At 71.8% G+C, this 17,531-nt stretch carries 13 protein-coding genes; 4 read left to right on the forward strand and 9 right to left on the reverse strand.

What is annotated here, in order from left to right:
• Positions 1-4 precede the first annotated feature (4 nt).
• Complete coding sequence (locus tag WMF39_RS27860) at positions 5-883, reverse strand: hypothetical protein (protein WP_437739511.1); 879 nt, start codon at positions 881-883, stop codon at positions 5-7.
• A 659-nt stretch (positions 884-1,542) separates the two neighbouring features.
• Between WMF39_RS27860 and WMF39_RS27865 the strand changes: the two genes are divergently transcribed.
• On the forward strand, positions 1,543-2,484 hold the full coding sequence (locus WMF39_RS27865) for a sulfurtransferase (RefSeq protein WP_437739512.1): 942 nt from the start codon (positions 1,543-1,545) through the stop codon (positions 2,482-2,484).
• 1,016 nt (positions 2,485-3,500) lie between these two features.
• Here WMF39_RS27865 and WMF39_RS27870 read toward each other — a convergent pair.
• The 3 genes from WMF39_RS27870 to WMF39_RS27880 form a co-directional block, all read right to left on the reverse strand.
• The gene (locus tag WMF39_RS27870) at positions 3,501-5,078 is read right to left on the reverse strand and encodes a DUF1552 domain-containing protein (RefSeq protein WP_437739513.1); all 1,578 of its coding nucleotides are present in this window, start codon (positions 5,076-5,078) and stop codon (positions 3,501-3,503) included.
• Positions 5,079-6,869: a DUF1588 domain-containing protein gene (locus WMF39_RS27875; RefSeq protein ID WP_437739514.1), complete on the reverse strand. Its 1,791-nt coding sequence runs from the start codon at positions 6,867-6,869 to the stop codon at positions 5,079-5,081.
• A 352-nt stretch (positions 6,870-7,221) separates the two neighbouring features.
• Positions 7,222-7,659 carry a hypothetical protein gene (locus WMF39_RS27880; protein WP_437739515.1) on the reverse strand — a complete coding sequence of 146 codons (438 nt, stop codon included), beginning with the start codon at positions 7,657-7,659 and terminating at the stop codon, positions 7,222-7,224.
• Between the two features lie 38 nt (positions 7,660-7,697).
• Between WMF39_RS27880 and WMF39_RS27885 the strand changes: the two genes are divergently transcribed.
• The gene (locus WMF39_RS27885) at positions 7,698-7,832 is read left to right on the forward strand and encodes a maltose acetyltransferase domain-containing protein (RefSeq protein ID WP_437748041.1); all 135 of its coding nucleotides are present in this window, start codon (positions 7,698-7,700) and stop codon (positions 7,830-7,832) included.
• Positions 7,833-7,878: 46 nt separating this feature from the next.
• Here WMF39_RS27885 and WMF39_RS27890 read toward each other — a convergent pair whose 3' ends face one another.
• Entirely contained in the window at positions 7,879-9,402 is a 1,524-nt protein-coding gene (locus WMF39_RS27890) for a phytase (RefSeq protein ID WP_437739516.1), read from the reverse strand.
• Positions 9,403-10,063: 661 nt separating this feature from the next.
• Positions 10,064-10,501, reverse strand: a complete 438-nt coding sequence (locus tag WMF39_RS27895; protein WP_437739517.1) for a hypothetical protein — start codon at positions 10,499-10,501, stop codon at positions 10,064-10,066.
• 3 nt (positions 10,502-10,504) lie between these two features.
• On the opposite strand from WMF39_RS27895, the gene WMF39_RS27900 reads away from it, so the two are divergent.
• Complete coding sequence (locus tag WMF39_RS27900; RefSeq protein WP_437739518.1) at positions 10,505-11,047, forward strand: FAD-dependent oxidoreductase; 543 nt, start codon at positions 10,505-10,507, stop codon at positions 11,045-11,047.
• Between the two features lie 317 nt (positions 11,048-11,364).
• On the opposite strand, the gene WMF39_RS27905 is transcribed toward WMF39_RS27900, so the two are convergent.
• Both WMF39_RS27905 and WMF39_RS27910 read right to left on the reverse strand, forming a co-directional pair.
• On the reverse strand, positions 11,365-12,246 hold the full coding sequence (locus tag WMF39_RS27905; protein ID WP_437739519.1) for an OmpA family protein: 882 nt from the start codon (positions 12,244-12,246) through the stop codon (positions 11,365-11,367).
• Between the two features lie 265 nt (positions 12,247-12,511).
• On the reverse strand, positions 12,512-12,973 hold the full coding sequence (locus WMF39_RS27910; protein WP_437739520.1) for a hypothetical protein: 462 nt from the start codon (positions 12,971-12,973) through the stop codon (positions 12,512-12,514).
• A gap of 297 nt (positions 12,974-13,270) precedes the next feature.
• Between WMF39_RS27910 and WMF39_RS27915 the strand changes: the two genes are divergently transcribed.
• Positions 13,271-14,044, forward strand: coding sequence for a hypothetical protein (locus tag WMF39_RS27915; protein WP_437739521.1), 774 nt, complete (start codon positions 13,271-13,273; stop codon positions 14,042-14,044).
• Between the two features lie 285 nt (positions 14,045-14,329).
• Here WMF39_RS27915 and WMF39_RS27920 read toward each other — a convergent pair whose 3' ends face one another.
• Positions 14,330-17,506 (reverse strand): hypothetical protein, encoded by a 3,177-nt coding sequence (locus tag WMF39_RS27920; protein ID WP_437739522.1) that lies wholly within the window; start codon positions 17,504-17,506, stop codon positions 14,330-14,332.
• Positions 17,507-17,531 lie beyond the last annotated feature (25 nt).

Genomic DNA, 17,531 nt, shown 5'->3' on the forward strand with positions numbered 1-17,531 from the left:
GGGATCAGCCCTCGTCCAGCGCGCCGCCTCGGTCGCTGCCGGACGCGCCGCTGCCGTTCGGCTTCTTCGCCTTGCGCGCGGTGCGCGCGAGCAGCGGCGGCACGTGCGCGTCGACCTCGCCGATCCACAGCCACATGCCGGCGCGGCGGAGCTGCGCTTCGTGACGCCGGCTGAGGAGCGTCCAGAGCCGATCGCGCGCCTCCACCGCGCTCTTCACGGGCTCCGGCGCCTTGGCCTTGGCCCCCTTGGGCTTGAGGAGCGAGAGGAGCTGATCGCCGATGGCCGCGGTCTCGTCGATCTGCGCCCTGGTGATCGCGGTCTTGCCTTTGACCTCCGCGGCGTGATCGCGGAAGAGCTGGGCGAGATCCACGCAGTCCTGCACCATGTCGCGCGCGCCGCTGCCTGCCATGATCTTCTTCACCCGCTGGGCCGGCAGGACGCCCGCCTTCATGAGGGCCACCGCCGCGCTGAGCAGGAGATCGCGGAGCTCGTGCGCGCGCTGGAGGAGCTTCTTCGTGGTGCCCGGCGACGAGCGGTCCACCTGCGCCGCGGCATAGACCAGGCCGAGGGCGAGCCGGCCGAGCGACTTCATCGCGCCGAGGTCGAAGGGAGCGGGCAGCTTCAGGAGCTCGGCCTCGTGCGGCCCCACGGCGTCGAGCCCCGCGCGGATGTTGTGGTGGACGAGCGCGACGTCCGCGCGGAGCGGGCGGATCTCGCGCGCGGGGAGGCGCCGCGCTTCTTCCATGAACTCGGCGGCTGCCTCGGCCGAGCCCGGGAGCGCGGGCGCGCCGTCGGCGCGGTCAGGCGCCGTGGCGGGTGCCTTCTGGTTGTTCTTGTCGTTGTTCTTGCCGGCGGGCTTCTTCTTTGCGGGTGCTCTCGGCATCGCATCTCCTCGCTGGGTGGGCGTCCTCGACTGTAAAGTACGCGCTGGGCGAGGGGACCGGGAAGAGGTTCCGTGCGAGCAGCCAGGGCGCGCCTTCAGCCTGCGCACACCGCATCGCGTGCATCGCCCGGCGCAGCCGAGCGAGGGCGGACGGCGCCGCGGCGACCGCCGCACGGCGGTCTCGCGAGGGTCCACCACCTTGCCGGGACCACCGCACGGTGGTCTCGCGGAGGTACGCCGCCTTGCCGCGACCACCGCACGGCGGTCTCGCGGAGGTACGCCGCCTTGCCGCGACCGCCGCATGGCGGTCTCGCGGAGGTCCGCCACCTCACCGCGACCGCCGCATTGCGGGCTCGCGAGGGCTCACGACCTTGCCGCGACCACCCCATGGCTGTGTCCTACCAGCCCAGGGTGTCCTACCAACCCGTGGAGTTGCCGCTGTCCGGAGCATGGGGCCGCGAGGCGTCGCGATCGGGCTACAGCCGGAGCAGCAGCGCCTCGCGTCGCCGGGTCGCCAAGACCTGTGCTGTCCCGCGCTCTTGGACTCGGCCGCCGGGCGGGCGCCGGGCATCTCAAGAAGGTGCGGAGTCCCGGGATCATGGGAGTCCGGATCCCGCGCCGGCGCGGGCGGAATGCCGGTTGCTTTCCGCGGAGCCGCCATGAAGAGTGCACCGCTACGAGCCACCCTGCTCGCGGCTGCCCTGGCGCTGCCCGGTTGCGTGAACCGCGCCGAGGCCGTGGAGACCAGGGAGCCCCAGCCAGAAGCGAGCCTCCTCCGGTCGCCGGCCTGGGTCGCGGCGCACCTGGATGATCCGAGCGTCGTCGTGATCCACGTTGATCGCGATCGCCGCACGTACGACCGGGAGCACATCCCCGGCGCGCGCTTCCTGTCCGTCGACGCCCTCGCGATCGAGCGGGACGTCCCCAACGAGCTGCCTCCGCTCGCGGACGTGAAGGCCGCCTTCGAGCGCGCCGGCGTCTTCGATGGCTCCCAGGTGGTGCTGTACGGCGGGATGGACGGCCTCGCGCCCGCCCGCGCGTTCTTTGCGCTCGACGTCATCGGGCACGGCCATCGGACCGCCCTGCTCGACGGGAGCCTCGGTGCATGGCGAGCCGAAGGCTATCCCATCTCGTCGGAGGCCGCGGAGCCCCGGCTGGGCACGCTGACGAGCAAGCCTCAACCCGAGCGCGTCGTCGACGCGGAATGGGTAGATGCGCATCTCGACGATCCCGGCGTGGTGCTCGTGGACGCGCGCCCGCCGGACGAGTTCCGCGGCGACGCAGGGAACGGGGACGTCGCGCGCCGCGGTCACATCCCGACGGCCCAGAACCTCTTCTGGCGCGACTTTTTCGTCGATCGCGACGCGCGCCGCATGCGCCCCGCCGGCGAGCTGCGCGCGATGTTCGAGCGGGTCGGGGCGCGCGACGATCGGACCGTGGTCGTCTATTGCCGCACCGGCATGCAGTCGTCATTCGCCTATTTCGTATCCCGCCACTTGGGCTACCCGACAAAGATGTACGACGGCTCGTACGTCGACTGGAGCCGCCGCGAGCACCTGCCCGTCGAGCGCGGGCCGGCGCGACGGGCACGAGACACCTGAGGCGACAGGGCAGCTGGACCTGCTCGACGGCGTGGTGGCGACGATGCTGGCCCGACAGGCCGCCGCCCGCTGCATAGAGCGGGGCCGCCTCCGCTCCTCGTTGGAGCGGTCCTCCGCGGGGCGCTCGTCGACGAGACCGCGCCGCCTTCGCCACCGCGTCATGCGCTTCGCGACGCGCGCGGCGATGCCGGCGACCTCCTCGCGCGAGGGGGGGCGCGCTCCTCGTGAAAGGTGACGCCGGTATCGTCGGCGCGCGTGAAGACCCCGTCCGCAACCACGACGTGGAAGTGCACGAAGCTGCCAAGCGTGCCATTGAAGCTCGCTGCTCCGAGCGCCGGCATTGCCGACGCATTCTAAACGACGTGGGCGTCTGTCCTCAACGCGGGCACAAAGACCGCCTCACCGGGACCACGGAGGCCGCTGTTTCTCCGGGCGGCTCTTCGAGGGAGGCTCCCGAAGCAGCTTCCCCCCCGACGGGCGCCCGCGCGCCCCTCTGCATCAGAGGCGAAATCGGGTACGATGCCGTTCCGGAGGCGCATGTAATGGCCAATGGAACAATCTGCTGGCCCTCTCCTGATGAATGCTTTCCCGTACGTGGCGCGATCGTCGACCCTGGGCACATCGCCTTCGACGTGGAAGCGGATGGGGAGCACTACTCGGTAACTCTGGAGCCAGCAAACGGATCGATGTGGAAGGGGAGATGGCGCTGCCGCGAGACCCAGCAGAGCGGCCACGTCGATGCTCGGCTGTACAAATGCGACGATGGAGGAGTCGTCCTCGTCGGTAATTGGAAGCAGGACAGCGATCTGCGGTGGTTTATCGAGCTGCGGTCGTAGGGAGCTGAGCCCATCGGTGCCCGCCCGCGGTCTCCACCGCTGCGCTCGCGGGCGTCGACGTCGACTGCCCGGTGCAGCGCCTGCACGCCATCACCCGGGGGATCGAGGAGTTCGCGCGGCGGTCGCCGCCAAGGCGGTGCGAGCGGGCCGATTCGGGGCGGCAACGGCGCCGCCGCAGCCTCACCCCAGGAATGGCAGAATCTCCGCCGACTTCGCCCACACCGCGTCCGAATACGCCTCGTCCGCGGTGAAGCCCTTGTTGGTGAAGAAGTAGGCGTACTGCGATGTATAGGTGACCCGCGCGCCGTAGCCCGGGTGGTCCGTCTCGGTCGCCCATTCGGAGGGCGGGATGTCCATCGCCTGCAGCGCCGTGCCCAGCCACTGGTTGTAGGTGAGCCCGGGCCACAGCTTGTCGTCTTCGGTGCTGCTGGACGGATTCCCGAGGTGCATCGTCAGGTTGCGGTAGTCGCAGTAGCTGCCGGTCTTGATCTTGCCGCCGGCGCCGCCCGCGGTGACCACCGGCATGGAGAACGCATAGTGGGTGATGTTGCCGCTCTCCTGTCCCCACGCCACCAGCGAATGGTCCAGCAGCGTGCCGCCCTGGCCGTCGCCGTAGCTGTTCAGCTTACTCACCAGGTCCAGGTACACGCCCTGGAAGAAGACCTGATGGGACTGCTTCACCAACTCCTGCATCGCGGGATCCGTGTGCGCCGCGTGCGCCACGTTGTTGTGCCAGTCCTCTCCCTGCGCCGCGCGGTTGGTGAAGGTGAGCGCCTGGTTGTTCTCGTCGATGGCCAGCGTGATGATGCGCGTCACCCCGCAGTTGGCGGCCACCGCGAGCACGTCGTTCAGCATCTGGAAGAACTGCACGTTCTTCGCCGGATCGCCGTCCATCGGCCGGAGGCTCAGGTTGTTGGTCGAGGGCCGGGTGGGCACCGTGCAGCCCGCGGGCAGGCTGGTGCCCAGGCGCCGCTGCAGCTCCGCCACCTTGTCGATGTGCTGGTCCAGCCGCAGCTTGTCCTCCTGGGACAGCCGCTTGTTGCTGTTTCGCAGCCGCTTGTAGCTCTCCAGCAACCGGTCCACCAAGGGCGGGCGGGTGGCGGGCCCGCTGGAGATGCCGGCCAGCAGCGAGTCGAATAGCCCCTGCGCGCTCTCGGTCCCGCCGATCGCGTTGGTGTCGACGCCGGAGGTCGGGTCTCCCGGGGTGTTGTATCCGTGGCTGCCGCTGTTCGAACCTTCGATTATCACGCTGCGTTTTCTGACCGAGGAGAGATCCGGGTAGAACGCGGGCGAATACGCCATGATCTGATCGATCGTCGCGCGCGGCTTCGACGGAACCCCCTTGTCGTCGTCGTAGTACCCGAGCGCCCCGCCAAAGTTGTGGGCCATCATCGTCGGGATGTCTAGCCCGCGCAGCACGTTCATCTTCGCCACCAACGACGGGGTGAGCATGCTGGACGGTGCGGACAACACCGGGCTCAACGACGCGGTGGCTCCGTTCACTGTCGCAGCCAGCGCGCCGCGCCGAACCGGGTGCGTGTATGTCAGCGTCTGGGTAAGCGTGGCGTCGGCCGGGTACATGTTCGCCAGGGTGACCCCGCCGTGCCCCGTGCGCATGTGGACGAAGACCTTGGGGGGGGGCACCGCCGCCAGCGCTTTGCTGGAGACGAACAGCGAAGGCAAGAGCGGCAGCGCCAGCATCGCGCCACCCGCGCCGCGCAGAAAGAGCCGCCGGTTCATCTGCTTGTCGTGGCTCATCTAGAACCTCCTCGCCTTGAACGTGGTGAATTGGGCGGGCGTCTTCAGCACGTCCGCGAAAGACGCTCCGCTGCGCGCCTTGCTCTCCAGCGCCTCGAGCAGACAGCCATCCTGAGCGGGCGCTTCGATCCGGCTCTGGCTGAAGCGGAAGTACTGCCGTGCCAGGCAGGAGTGGAACAGCCTGGAGTCGTCGATCGCCCGGGTCAGCTCCGCCGCATCCGACATCTCGCGGGAGTCACCGCTCTGCACCTGGGGCACCGACAGCGTGTCCACGGGCAGCGAGGTGAGGAGCGCGCCGGTAGCGTCGAACACCTGCTCTTCGGTGCGTTCGCGTCCCAGCGCATCGAAGTTCTCGGTGATGAAGCCGGGCGGGTTGATGATGTTGGTGTGGCAGCCGCCGCAGACTCCGCCGGCGGTGCGTTCGGTCACGCTCTCCCGCGTGGTCATGCTCGCGGTGGAGGTGGGCGGCTGGGTGTTGGCGCTCGCCGGCGGCGCCCCCATCTGCTGGCAGAGCAGCGCGTTGCGCACCAGGTAGCCCTTGTGAATGGGCCGAGTGGTGACCGTGCCGGTGGCGAGCAGCGCGGCGCGGGTGAGCAGGCCAACCCGCTCGCTGGAGCCGAACAGCGGCGCCTCGCCGGAGCCGGTCCAGGTGGGTACCTGGTAGATGCCGGCGAGGTAGTCATCGGTGGCATAGGCGTGCTTGTCGTTGAGGAAGTCGCTCACCGACTGGCCGCCGCCCACGGTGGCCCGGGCGGAGGCGAGCACGTCGGCGATGAACGCGTCGCGCGCGGTGCTCGTCGGAAGCTGCGCGCCGGCGAAGGCCTTGAACTTCGGGTCGGCGTTGAGCGCGTCCAGCCGCGGCAGCTCGTCGAGGCGCAGCCACTGCGTGACGAACTCGTCCAGCGAGCTCTGCGAGGACGGGCTCTTCACCAAGCGCTCGAGCTGCGCTTCATAGGTGGCGTCGTTCAACAGCGATCCATCCGCCGCCGCGGCCCACAGCGCGTCGTCCGGCGGGACCTGCCAGTACTCGAGCGACAGCCGCGAAGCGAGCTCGTACGCCGACAGCGGGCTCACCGCCGCCGCGGCGTCGTCGGTGCCGTGCTCCACCCGGTAGAGCGTCTGCGGCGCGTTGAGCAGCGCGGCGATCACGTCCGCCACCGCGGCCTTGTCCACCGGCGTGTCGCCGGCGATGTCGGCGTAGAAGGTCACGTCCGCCTGGCTGAGCGCGTAGCGCAGCACCCGCGAGCCCCACGTGCCGATGAAGCTCTCCAGGCAGGTGCGGTCGTTGGTGGTCGACGAATCGGTCGCGCAGGCGCCCAGCATCGCCGCCATCCGCGCGTCGGTGGACGTGAGCTGCTGACCGATCGCCACGCCGGTGGTGTACATCGCGTCGATCTGCGTCTGCTGAATCCCCTGGTCGGTCCGCGCGTAGCCGCCCCTCAAGTCCCCCGGAGCCGGGGTCACCGAATCCGCCGGGTACTGCGCGAACGTCGCGCTGACCTCGTTCCAGATCGCGGCGGCCTCGGTGGGCGCGGCCAGCTCGATCGCGAACTGCAGCGTCCCCTGAAGCTGCGTGCGGGAGAGCCTCGGCAGGGGCAGCTCCGCCGGGACCGCCGCAGTGTCGCAGCTGAACTGCGCCGGCGCGGCAGCCAGGGGATCGATCTGGCCGCCGTCACCGCCGCCGCGTCCCTCGGGGGAGGCGGAAGTGCCGGTGCAGCCGGCGGGCAGCAGCAGGGCGCTTATCAGCGCCGTCCTCGGAGCCCATTGCTTCAGAAAATTGTCCCTGCTCATAGAACGCACCCAATCCTCTGCGTGTCGATGGCCACCTCATCGATCCACATCTCGACCCGCGCTCATCGCGACCACCGAAGCGAGGGCACTCCACGGCGGAGAAGACGCTGAATTCAGCGGCATACGGCCAACTAGAGTACCAAGCAGAAAACCAGCGCGCGAGCATTTTTAGAGGCTAGGACTTCGAATGCCCCCTTCTACCGCCCAGTCGCCGGTTGTCGGGGCGCCTCGGGTCGATCGGCGCTGCGCGACCGAGCGCGTTTGCCCCGAACCTGTGGCGCGGGCAGCGCCGCGGGCGCACGTCGGCGTGGACGCCGGCGTTGCGGGCGCCATGGGGCTTCGCTTGCGGCGCTCACGCCGCTTCGCAGTTCGGGCTCCGCGCACGCGCGATGGCAGGCGCCTCGCTCGGGAGCCCGAGATGCTTGAGGAGGGCGACGATGACCTCGCGCTCGGAGATGTCGGCCACGAGCCTCCGCCGCCCGCCACACGGGCAGGCCAACACGTCCTCGAGGTACACCCTACCGAGCAGGCTCGCCCAGTCGATGCGCGCACCGACTGGCTTCGTGACGCCGGTGCCGAGGCGGGTGCGCGCACCGCTCTGCGCGGCCGGGGCACTCGCCTCCGAGGCCGCGGGGCGCTCGTCGACGAGACCGCGCCGCCTTCGCCACCGCGTCATGCGCTTCGCGACGCGCGCGGCGATGCCAGCGACCTCCTCGCGCGAGGGGGCGCGCTCCTCGTGAAAGGTGACGCCGGTATCGTCGGCGCGCGTGAAGACCCCGTCCGCAACCACGACGTGGAGAGGTGATGCCGAAGACCGAGAAGGAAAAGATGCTGGCGGGCGAGCCGTACGACTTTCGCGATCCGCAGCTGTGCGCCGCGCGGCGTGTTCGCCGTCGGCAACCCGTGCCGCGTGGTGCGCCAGCTGGACCAGCAAGGGGCATGCGCCGAGCCGCAGAGGGCTGATCCGGCGCCGCGGAGGCTCGCCGCGCCGGGAGCCGAGCGGGGCGCGTCAGTCGTCGTGCGGATCGCGGGGATCGAACTCGTCCTCCTCGACATCGAGATCCAGCTCGCCCGCGATGTCCTCCCAGCCGAGGAGCTTGAACTGCGTCGAGCCGTCGTACTCGAATCCGTTGATCGGGTCCTCGGAGGAGGGCCCGCTCGCCTGGCCGTTCTGGACGACGAAGAGGCCGTACGGGAAGTCGCTGCCTGCCGGCACGTTCACGACGTCGTGCCCATCGGTCTCGCCGGTGCCCTCGACCCGGAACGTGGCGATATGGTCTGTCGGGGTTTCCCGGTCGTACACGTGAAACGTATCGTTGCCCTGGCTCGACACGAGCAGATACCCGTCTTCGTCCTCGCCGTAATAGATCGCCAGCCCCTCGACGTCCCTCTCCAGGTGCAGGCCTCCCGCCGAGGGGTTGCCGGGCGCCGCGATCGTCCCGGCGACCGGGGTTCCGGGCGCCGAGCTCTCGCAGGCGTACTCGCCGTCGTCGGGGACAGCCCACCACGGCTCCCCGAACGAGCGGGCCTTCTCGATCAGCCGGCTCGCCGGCACATTGACGGTCGCCGGGAGCGCGTCGCTGAGCGGCACGCGCCAGACGCCGACCACCTCCTGCGCGGCGAAGAGCACACCCTCTTGCTGGTCGACGACCAGACCCTCGAACTGCGGATCGCTCTCGGGCTCCTCGCGGCAGGGCGTCCACTGGATCGAAGGGCTCCCTGGGACGGTGAAGACCGGGTTAAACCGGAACTCGCGCACCCTGGCGTAGGAGACCTTGCCGCTTCCGGCAGCGTACAGCTCGAGCTCGGCGACGACGCTGCGGTTCCGCTGCGTCACGAAGGCGCGGTACTCGTCGTCGTCCTCGAGGCGGCGGAGCGCGAGGCCGTAGGCGGTGTTCTGGTCATCCAGGTCATTGTCGCGGACCCCGGACGGCTCGCCGGTCGGCTGGAGCGAGGACGGCTGAACGAACTGGCTCGGAAAGACGCGCGGCGCGCTCGACGCGGTGATGTCGATGAGAGGCCCGCTCGAGCTGTTCGGCTTGATGGCGTAGATCCGGAGCCGGTCGCAGCCCCGATCGGTGACCACGGCGATGTCGACCTCCTCTTCCGAGCCGTTCGCCTTGATCAGCTCGAAGCCGTACTGCACATCGACGTTGTTGAAGCGGCTGTAGGTCTCACCGGATCCGCTCTCGGGGCACGCGCTCGTTCCGCTCTCGGGCTTCGTGCCGGGCACGGGCGGGTCCTGCGCGGTGACCGCCGGCCGGTACGGGGGGAGGATCGTCTGCACGACGTTCCCCTCCAGGTCGTAGACCTGGAGCCCGGCGTCCTTCAGCACGCCGATGACGAGGCCTTCGCCCGAGTCGCTGGGGTTCACCCAGATCGCCGGGTCGTCCGCGTCGGGCGCGCGGGGCGCGTCGTCATAGGCGTGCAGCGCCGCTGTCTCGACGCGCGCCTCGATCACCGGCGACCCAGAGGTCGCTTGGCTCAGCGCGTTCACCTGTTCGTTCAGGTGCTGCGAGCACCCGAGGGGCATGGGCAGCGCCCAAACGAATAATACGACGAATCGAGCGGCTCTCATCGATATGTGGCTCCTTTCGGGCAGCCACGAGCGTGGCGTGCCTGCTGACCGCACGGCTGTTACCGTGCGCCTGCCGAGCTCGCGCCACGACCGCGTGAACTTTGGGTGCGCTTCCCGTGAACGGGCCAGCGTCGCCGCGGGCGGCGGCTGGCCCGGCTGAAGGGGAACCCAGGGGGACGCTGAGCGATGCGCAGGAGCACGGGAGAGCTCATGGCGGAGCTGCCCGTGCTCCCGCGCGATCATGCTGCCTTCACGGCACAATGGTTCCCGATACCGCCACATCGTCGACCTGAGCGGTCGCGGTGAGCGATCCGCTCGCCGAGGTGGCCGCGATGCCCATGTGGACTGTCGTGCCCATGCTGATGGTCGTCCATGGCCTCGGTCCAGGGTTGCGCCGAATCTGCGCAAAGACCTGCGCGAGCACCCACCACAGGCCACGCTCCTCGTGGCGAATGCCCCTTCTACCGCCCAGTCGCCGGTTGTCGGGGCGCCTCGGGTCGGTCGGCGCTGCGCGACCGAGCGCGTTTGCCCCGAACCTGTGGCGCGGGCAGCGCCGCGGGCGCACGTCGGCCTCGACGCCGGCGTTGCGGGCGCCAGGGGGCTTCGCCTGCGGCGCTCACGCCGCTTCGCAGCTCGGGCTCCGCGCACGCGCGATGGGAGGCGCCTCGCTCGGGAGCCCGAGATGCTTGAGGAGGGCGACGATGACCTCGCGCTCGGAGATGTCGGCCACGAGCCTCCGCCGCCCGCCACACGGGCAGGCCAACACGTCCTCGAGGTACACCCTACGGCGCAGGCTCGCCCAGTCGATGCGCGCACCGACTGGCTTCGTGACGCCGGTGCCGAGGCGGGTGCGCGGACCGCTCTGCGCGGCCGGGGCACTCGCCTCCGAGGCCGCGGGGCGCTCGTCGACGAGACCGCGCCGCCTTCGCCACCGCGTCATGCGCTTCGCGACGCGCGCGGCGATGCCAGCGACCTCCTCGCGCGAGGGGGCGCGCTCCTCGTGAAAGGTGACGCCGGTATCGTCGGCGCGCGTGAAGCCCCCCTCCGCAACCACGACGTGGGCAGGAGCGTCGCGCTCGTGGGCGCGGGGCCCGCATCGATCGCCGCGGCGGGCTACCTCGCCCTCGAGGGGCACCGCGCCGTGATCTTCGAGCAGCGGTCGATCCCCGGCGGCCTGAACACGCTCGGGATCGCGCCCTACAAGATGAAGGGGCACGAGGCGCTCCGCGAGCTCGAGTGGGTGCTGTCGCTCGGGGACGTCGAGCTCCGCACGGGCGTCGCGGTCGTCGAGCGGGCGACCGCGCCGGGGGAGATCTCGGCGAGCGACCTGCTCGCGGGCTACGACGCGGTCTTCCTGGGGCTCGGCCTCGGCGCCGACGCGCGCCTCGGCGTCCCCGGGGAGGACGGCGAGGGCGTGGTGGGCGCGACCGCGTTCATCGAGCGGCTCAAGGCCGATCCGCACCTCGATCTCGCGGGCGTCCGGCGCGCGGCCGTCGTCGGCGGCGGCAACACGGCGCTCGACGTCGCGCACGAGCTGGCGCTGCTCGGGGTCGACGTGGCGATCGTGTACCGCCGCTCCGAGGCCGAGATGTGCGGGTAGGAAGTCCAAGCGCTTTTGTGGATGTCAGAAAACTTCAGTCTTTCCAGACTTTGGGCGAGTCGAGTGGACATCACCTCTCCTGTGCGATCTCGCTCCCGTGAGGAAATCCCAGAAAAATTAAGAGGTTAGATAACCTTGTTGTGAGCGAAGTCACCACCGTGAGCTACCGGCGATATCCCCGCGGCGACGACCAGCGGGGCGAGCCGCGGCAGCCATGTCTTCGCGTGCATGGCTTCTCCCAGTCGTCCTTTGCGTCGTGGCGCCGCCGCGCGCCGTGAGGATTCCAATAGAATAACCGCCTGGTCGCTTCGACCTCTTCAATTGGGGTCCGCCACGCTCGACGTGGCGCTTGGGCTCGGGCAGCTCGTCTGCTCGCGGATTTTGAAGTCGACGCGACGGTTACGCGCTCGGCCTTGATCGGTGTTGTTGGTGTCGAGAGGCTCTTCGGCGCCGGGGGCTTCAACCACAAGGCGTGCCCTGTCGACCTTCAGCTTGACGAGCGCGTCGACCACCGCGTTCGCCCTCGCCGTCGCAAGCTTCCCTGGACGCGGCTCCTTGGCGTCGGTGTGCCCCCGAACGGCGACGCGAATGATCTCGGGGTGCTCGCTCATCACCTTCGCGATCTCTTCGATGGTTGAACGGTTGGCAGGTTGGATCGCGTATTTGCCGAAGTCAAACTGCAAGAGGGGGACGATCGGAATTCCTAGCGTGGTCACAACGACCATTCTGGGGCAGCCATTTTTCGTAGGATCGTCCGACGGCGCTCCAGAGACGGACGGGCATGCGTCACCCGGATCCGGAATGCCGTCGTCGTCGCTATCCGTGCGCGCGGGTGAGGGCTCCGTCGCGCGGCCGCCCTCCCCGGGCCCCACCGTTGCGGCGAGAGGCGCGACGGGCTCTCTCTGCTGCTCGGGTCCGCTCACCGGAGCAGCCCGCGGATCAAATCCAGCGGCGGTGGGAGGCGCGTCCCGCGGAGCTGTCTCCGGCGACGGCGCGGCAGGAACCGCAGGGCCGCACGCGGCGACGCTGATCGCAGCGGCCAAGAGCCCCGAGGAGACAACCGCGGCGGGCCGCGGAGGCGGCGCAGGTGGAGGAGCCTTCGCATGGAGGATTTCCCCCGAAGCGTCGTGATCGAAGCGGACGCAGATCCCGCTTGCGCCGAACACGAGCAGGGTAGCCATGGCCTTCGCCTCGGTCATGGTCGAGAGGTTATGGACGGTTCGAGCGCACACCGCGCAATGGCGAGCGCGCTCGGTTCCCGTCATCTCCTCCCAGGAGAGATCGCACGCATAGCGGAGGGGGAGGCGGCGCACAGCGAGAGATTCTACCGCGACGACGGGCGCCGCGCTCAGCTATGTCATGGGCGCCGCGCGCGCGAGAATAGCGGTCCCTGACACTCCCGCTCCCCCCAGCGTGGTGTAGTGCCGCCGGCCCGAAGTCTGCCCAGACTTCGGGCCGGCGGCACTAGGCGGCCTTCCAGCCCCCGCGACCGTATTCGATGTAGGCCTCGCGCTCGAAGGACTCCGCCCCTTCGGCGACGATGCTCGCAGTATCGACCACGATAGTCGACGGCGAGACGGGATCGAATCGAATGGGGAGCGTACGCGCCGACTCGGCCCGCTCGATGGCCAAGGGATGGAGCACGGTCATTCCGCGGAGCGTGAGGGTCTGCGCGTCGCGGTACGTCTCGGCTTCGGTCGGCGAGAAGGAGAGGACGAGCGCGCAATGCCCCGCCTCCGTGATGCGGGAACAGCTCTCGACGACGGCCGATGCCTCTCGAAGTCGCCGCCTCAGCTCCCGTTCACGGCTCCACGTGAGTCGACGGACCACCTTCAGCCCGAAGACGAAGACCATGACGCCGCCCACCACGCCGCCGGCGACCAGGAGGAGGATGAAGCCGATGACCCAGTTGATCGGGTACCGCATGCGTCGCGACAGCCGTAACACGGCACTACGATGTCGAGAAGCAATTCGGTAGGTCGCGGTACACAATGACAGCGTAACGAGGCGAGCGCGCCCCTCCCTCGAGGGGCGCGGCGCCGGCGTCGTCGCGACCTGCCCCAGCCGGAAGCCCTCGAGCGGATAGGAAACCGTAGAACTTTCGCCCGTGTCAAGCCCCGCGGGGACGGCGCCTGGCGAGCTGTTTTTGTTTTGGCGCATCAGACACCCGCTTGCCCGGTCACCGGGCTTATCAGGGCGCGCCCGGTTTGTTATGAGGGCAGCTTGAGCAAGCACGTCCTCCTCCGACGGCCGATGCGCCCCGACGAGCTGGAGCGCGCGCGAGCGCTGGCGCGGCTGCGCCGGCCGACGCGGGGCGAGTCGCGGGTCGCGCTCGTGCTGCTCGGGTGCGTCGTGTTCGGGTGCGCGCTGCTCGCGGCCTTGCTGGCGTTGCGGATCGACGGGCATTGGCGGACGATCGGCCCCGTCGTCGGGCTGGGACTCGGCGCGGTGCTCGGCGCGCTCGCGCTCCTCGGCTACCGCGCCGCATCCCGGGAAGCGCGGGCGCGCTGGGACGAGGACCTCCGCGCCGCCGAGGTCGAGGAGCTGCGCGTGGAGACGAGCCGCGCGGTGGAGCTCGACGCTGGCCACAGCGCGCTGTCACCGGCGGTCGTGCTGGACCTCGGCGAAGGCCAGCTCCTGCTCCTCTATGGGCAGCCAGTCGCGGAGCCGGAGGTCTACGGCCGCGATGGCTGGCCGACGACCGCCGCCGATGATCGCGATGACAACGACGACGAGGATCCCTTCGCCGCGTGGTGGAATGGGATGCCGCCGCCGCACGCGTTTCCCAGCGAGCGTTTCACGCTCACGCGCCTGCGCGCGACCGGCGAGGTGCTCTCGATCGCGATCGAAGGCCCGTATCTCGCGCCCGAGCCGGCGCACGAGGCGAGCGACCTGAGAGCCCGCGACCACAGGCCGTCCCTCGTGTTCGCCGGGACGCTCGATCGCATCGACGAGGCGATCGCGGCGCTGCCCCGCATCGACGACAGCCCGGGGTGACGGCGGCGGGCGCGAGCCGCATTCGCCGCGAGACCCATTTGCGCGGCCCCGCGAAGCTGGCTCGCCCAGTCGATGCGCGCATCGACTGGCTTCGTGACGCCGGTGCCGAGGCGGGTGCGCGGACCGCTCTGCGCGGCCGGGGCACTCGCCTCCGAGGGGGGCGCGAGCGGCGCGCCGTCGCGCTCCACGCTCACGGCTACCGCAGCGCCCGACCCCGGCTTCGTCGGCTGGCTCTTCGGAGGTTTCGCCGAGGACCTCGTCGCGCTCGCCGCTGGCACACGCGCCTCAGCGCACCCTCACGACCGCCTTGCACTGCACCGGCTGTCGGCTCTCCTGGCCGTACATGACGAGGGCGAGCGTGCCTCCGCCGGCGCCCTGCGCCGGCTCGCTCCGCCGCGCGGGCGCGGGGCTCGGCCCGCCGCGCCCGCCCTTCGCGTACGCGCCGAGCGGCGCCGCGGGCGGCGGCCCAGCGAAGCGCGCGATGAGCTTCTTCACGACGCCGGGCGGCTCGTAGAAGCCGAGGCCGCCCTCGTAGCGCTCGTCGCGCACGACGAGCTCCACGGCGTCGAGGCACGCGCGCTCGCGCGACCACCGGATCACCGCGACGCCGGCCGTCCCGGCCGCGGTGATCCCCGGCAGCGCGCCGGGCACGAGGCCGATCTCCGTATCGAACGACAGGACCACGCGCGCCTCTCCGCCGCGCGGCGCGCAGGCGGGGTTCCCGCCCGCGCCGAGCGCTCCGAGCGGGGCGAGGGCTTCCTCGTGGCCCAGGGTGCCGAGCACGGGGTCGACCGGTGAGAGCACCGCGCCGCCGTCTCCTGCCACCGCCACGAAGACGGGCGCGCCCGCGCGCGCGCCTGCGCCGAAGGCGAAGCGCGCCCGCTGCGCCGCCGTCGCGCGCGCGGTGCGCTGCACGTGGAGCTCCCGGATCGCCGGAGGCGGCCCGCCGCCCGCGAGCCGCGCGAGAGGAGCCTCGCCGCGCGCGCCGCGGAGGTCGACCGAGCTCACCGCGAGGCCGTCGTGCCGCGGGCTCAGGAACACCGCGCGATCGCCGAGATCGACGCCGATCGCGGGCTGGGGGGCGCAGCCGCCGACCGGCCGCGTGACGCGCGCGGCGTCCAGCAGGCCGGCGAGGCACGCCTCCGCCGGGCCGGCCGCGACCGGGGCCACGCGACCGTCGCGATCGATGACGAGCCCGATCGGCGCCTCGTAGGGCCGGTACGCGAGCTGGAGCAGCCCGGCGCTCGCGACCGGAACGGTGGCGCGGTGGATCTCGGCGCGCAGGTCGAGCGGCGCGATCCACGCGAGCTCCGCATCGGCAAAGGAGGGGCCCGACAGGCCGACGCTGCCCGACTGGCCAACGTTGAACGACGGCAGCGTCAGCATCCCGAGGGTGCCGAGCCGCAGCGTACCCGCCATGCGCGAGGGCGGCGCGGCGACGGCGCCGAACCCGGACGACTCCGGCACGCGCGCGGCGTCGAGCGGCCCCGCGAAGCTGCAGGCGAGCCACGCGAGGGGCGGCGGCGCCGGAGGCCGCGCCGCTCTGTCGCGATCCGGCGCGGGCCGCGCAGGGGGCGGCTCCGCCAGGACCGCGCCGGGCGGCGACGCGGCGCGGCCTCCGACGCTGCCGCCGCCGGAGCGCGGGGCCGACGCCCACCCGAGCCGGAGGAACGTGCCGAGGCTGCAGCCCACCGCCGAGCAGGCGTTGAGGCGCGCGGCCCCGCCGCCCGGCGGCGGCGCGACGGGCGCCCACCGCTGCCCTCGATCGATCGTCTCGAAGAGCCCGCCGTCCTCGGTCTCGGCGAGCGCGAAGGGGCCCGACGCCGCGATCGAGCGCGCGCGCGCCGGCACGGCGTGGCGGCGCAGCCGGCCGGCGGGGTCGATCGTGATCGGCGCGGGATCGGCCGCGTAGCCGTGCACGGGGAGCCAGCCCTCGATGGCGCCGTCCGCGCGCGCGGCGAGCGCGCGCGAGAGCAGCTCCGCCCGCTCCTCGCCATACGGAGGCCAGAGGAGCGGCGGCTCGCCCCGCGCGAGCCGCACGACGCGCAGCGCGCCGCGCACCTCGACGCGCTCGCCGTCCGGCAGGAACGTGCCGGGGCGCGCGATGAGCGCGACCGCGCCCCCGCCGCGGCGCGGGATCCAGGCGAGGACGTCGCTCGCGTCCGCCGCGTCGAGGCGGTGCTCGACCCAGTCCCCCGGCCCGCGCCGCACGCAGAACACCGCGCTCTGTTGCGTCGCGTCGCCGCCGAGCGCCCCTTGAGAGAGCGCGCGGAGATCGATCCGCGGCCTCGGCCGCCCCTCGCATGGCCCCACGTAACCGAGCGCCTCGCCGTCGACGCCGACGAAGCGATCGGTCTCCCGCGCCGGCTCGGGCAGGAGCTCGAACGAGCGCTCGACGCGGAGCGCGCGCGCGTCGCTGGAGAGGTCGACGACGCTCGCGCGCTCCGGGCCGGCGCAGACCGCGAGCAGCGCGTCGCTCGCGCGGAACGGCGCGCACTCGCCGCTGCCGGGCGGGAGCGGCGCGACGGACGAGGCGCGGCCGGTGGCGAGGTCGACGCGGCCGATGAGTCCGTCCACGGCGAGCGCGGCCCCGCCGTCGGCGAGCGGCAGGCCCGACGCGACGGCGTCCGCGAGCTGCTGGAAGGGCGCGCGGCCGAGCCACCCGGGATCGACGCCGGCCGCCGGCGGCGCGCGCCGCGCGCGGGGCTCGCCGAGGCGACCGCTCGGCTCGACGGCGCGCTCGAGGCCGAAGGCCAGCGAGGCGACGATCTCCTCGCCGCGGACGTCGAGCGCGATCGCATCGCCGAGCTCCGCCGTCACGTCGCGGTACGAAGCGCCCGCGTCCAGCGTGAGGAGCGCGCGCCCGAAGACCGTCAGGACGAGCGCGCGGCGCTCGCTGGCCGCCGCGGCCGCGACGAGGGACGGCGAGCCGAGCGGCCGCAGCGCGCCGCTCGCGCCCTGGACGACGAAGCTCCCGGCCGCGGTGAGCAGCCCGATGCCGTCGAGCCATGGGAACGCGCTGGCGACGTCGCCCGGCAGGGTCGCGAGCTTGCGGAGCTCCCCGCCGAAGCTCTCGGCGGCGTAGAGGTCGCCGCCGCTCCAGAACAGGTAGCGCGCGGCGCCGACGGCGCGCGCGCCGGGCCGGGCCCACGCGGGGAACGCCGCGCCGCCGGCAAGCACCACGCGGTCCGCGCCCAGCGGCTCGAGCCGATCGAGGCCGTGCAGCTCGGCGCGCTGGCCGTTGACGATCGCCCTGTCGACCTCCCGGCCGTCGATGACCACGCGTTCGACCAGGCCGAGGTCGGCCTGCGCGACGTACCGGGCCGGGCCGAGCGCGACGGTCGAGGTGGCGCGGGGAGGCGGTTCGAGCGCGCCGGGAGGCGCGGCCGCCGGCTCGGCCGCGCCGCACGCCGCGAGCGCGAGCGCGGCGAGGAGAGGAGCCACGACATCTTCGGCGGTCATGCGGGTGCGGGCCTCGGCGGGCGCG

Origin of the sequence: Sorangium sp. So ce1504, from assembly GCF_051521635.1 — a bacterium.
Taxonomy (GTDB): Bacteria; Myxococcota_A; Polyangia; order Polyangiales; family Polyangiaceae; genus Sorangium; species Sorangium cellulosum_B.

What these genes read in the sequence shown, in the direction of transcription:
- WMF39_RS27865 (WP_437739512.1), top strand. Translation starts at nt 1,543, where the DNA reads ATGAAGAGTGCACCGCTACGAGCCACCCTGCTCGCGGCTGCCCTGGCG.
- WMF39_RS27870 (WP_437739513.1), bottom strand. Translation starts at nt 5,078, where the DNA reads ATGAGCCACGACAAGCAGATGAACCGGCGGCTCTTTCTGCGCGGCGCG.
- WMF39_RS27905 (WP_437739519.1), bottom strand. Translation starts at nt 12,246, where the DNA reads ATGACCGAGGCGAAGGCCATGGCTACCCTGCTCGTGTTCGGCGCAAGC.
- WMF39_RS27890 (WP_437739516.1), bottom strand. Translation starts at nt 9,402, where the DNA reads ATGCCCCTCGGGTGCTCGCAGCACCTGAACGAACAGGTGAACGCGCTG.
- WMF39_RS27885 (WP_437748041.1), top strand. Translation starts at nt 7,698, where the DNA reads ATGCTGGCGGGCGAGCCGTACGACTTTCGCGATCCGCAGCTGTGCGCC.
- WMF39_RS27910 (WP_437739520.1), bottom strand. Translation starts at nt 12,973, where the DNA reads ATGCGGTACCCGATCAACTGGGTCATCGGCTTCATCCTCCTCCTGGTC.
- WMF39_RS27875 (WP_437739514.1), bottom strand. Translation starts at nt 6,869, where the DNA reads ATGAGCAGGGACAATTTTCTGAAGCAATGGGCTCCGAGGACGGCGCTG.
- WMF39_RS27920 (WP_437739522.1), bottom strand. Translation starts at nt 17,506, where the DNA reads ATGACCGCCGAAGATGTCGTGGCTCCTCTCCTCGCCGCGCTCGCGCTC.
- WMF39_RS27860 (WP_437739511.1), bottom strand. Translation starts at nt 883, where the DNA reads ATGCCGAGAGCACCCGCAAAGAAGAAGCCCGCCGGCAAGAACAACGAC.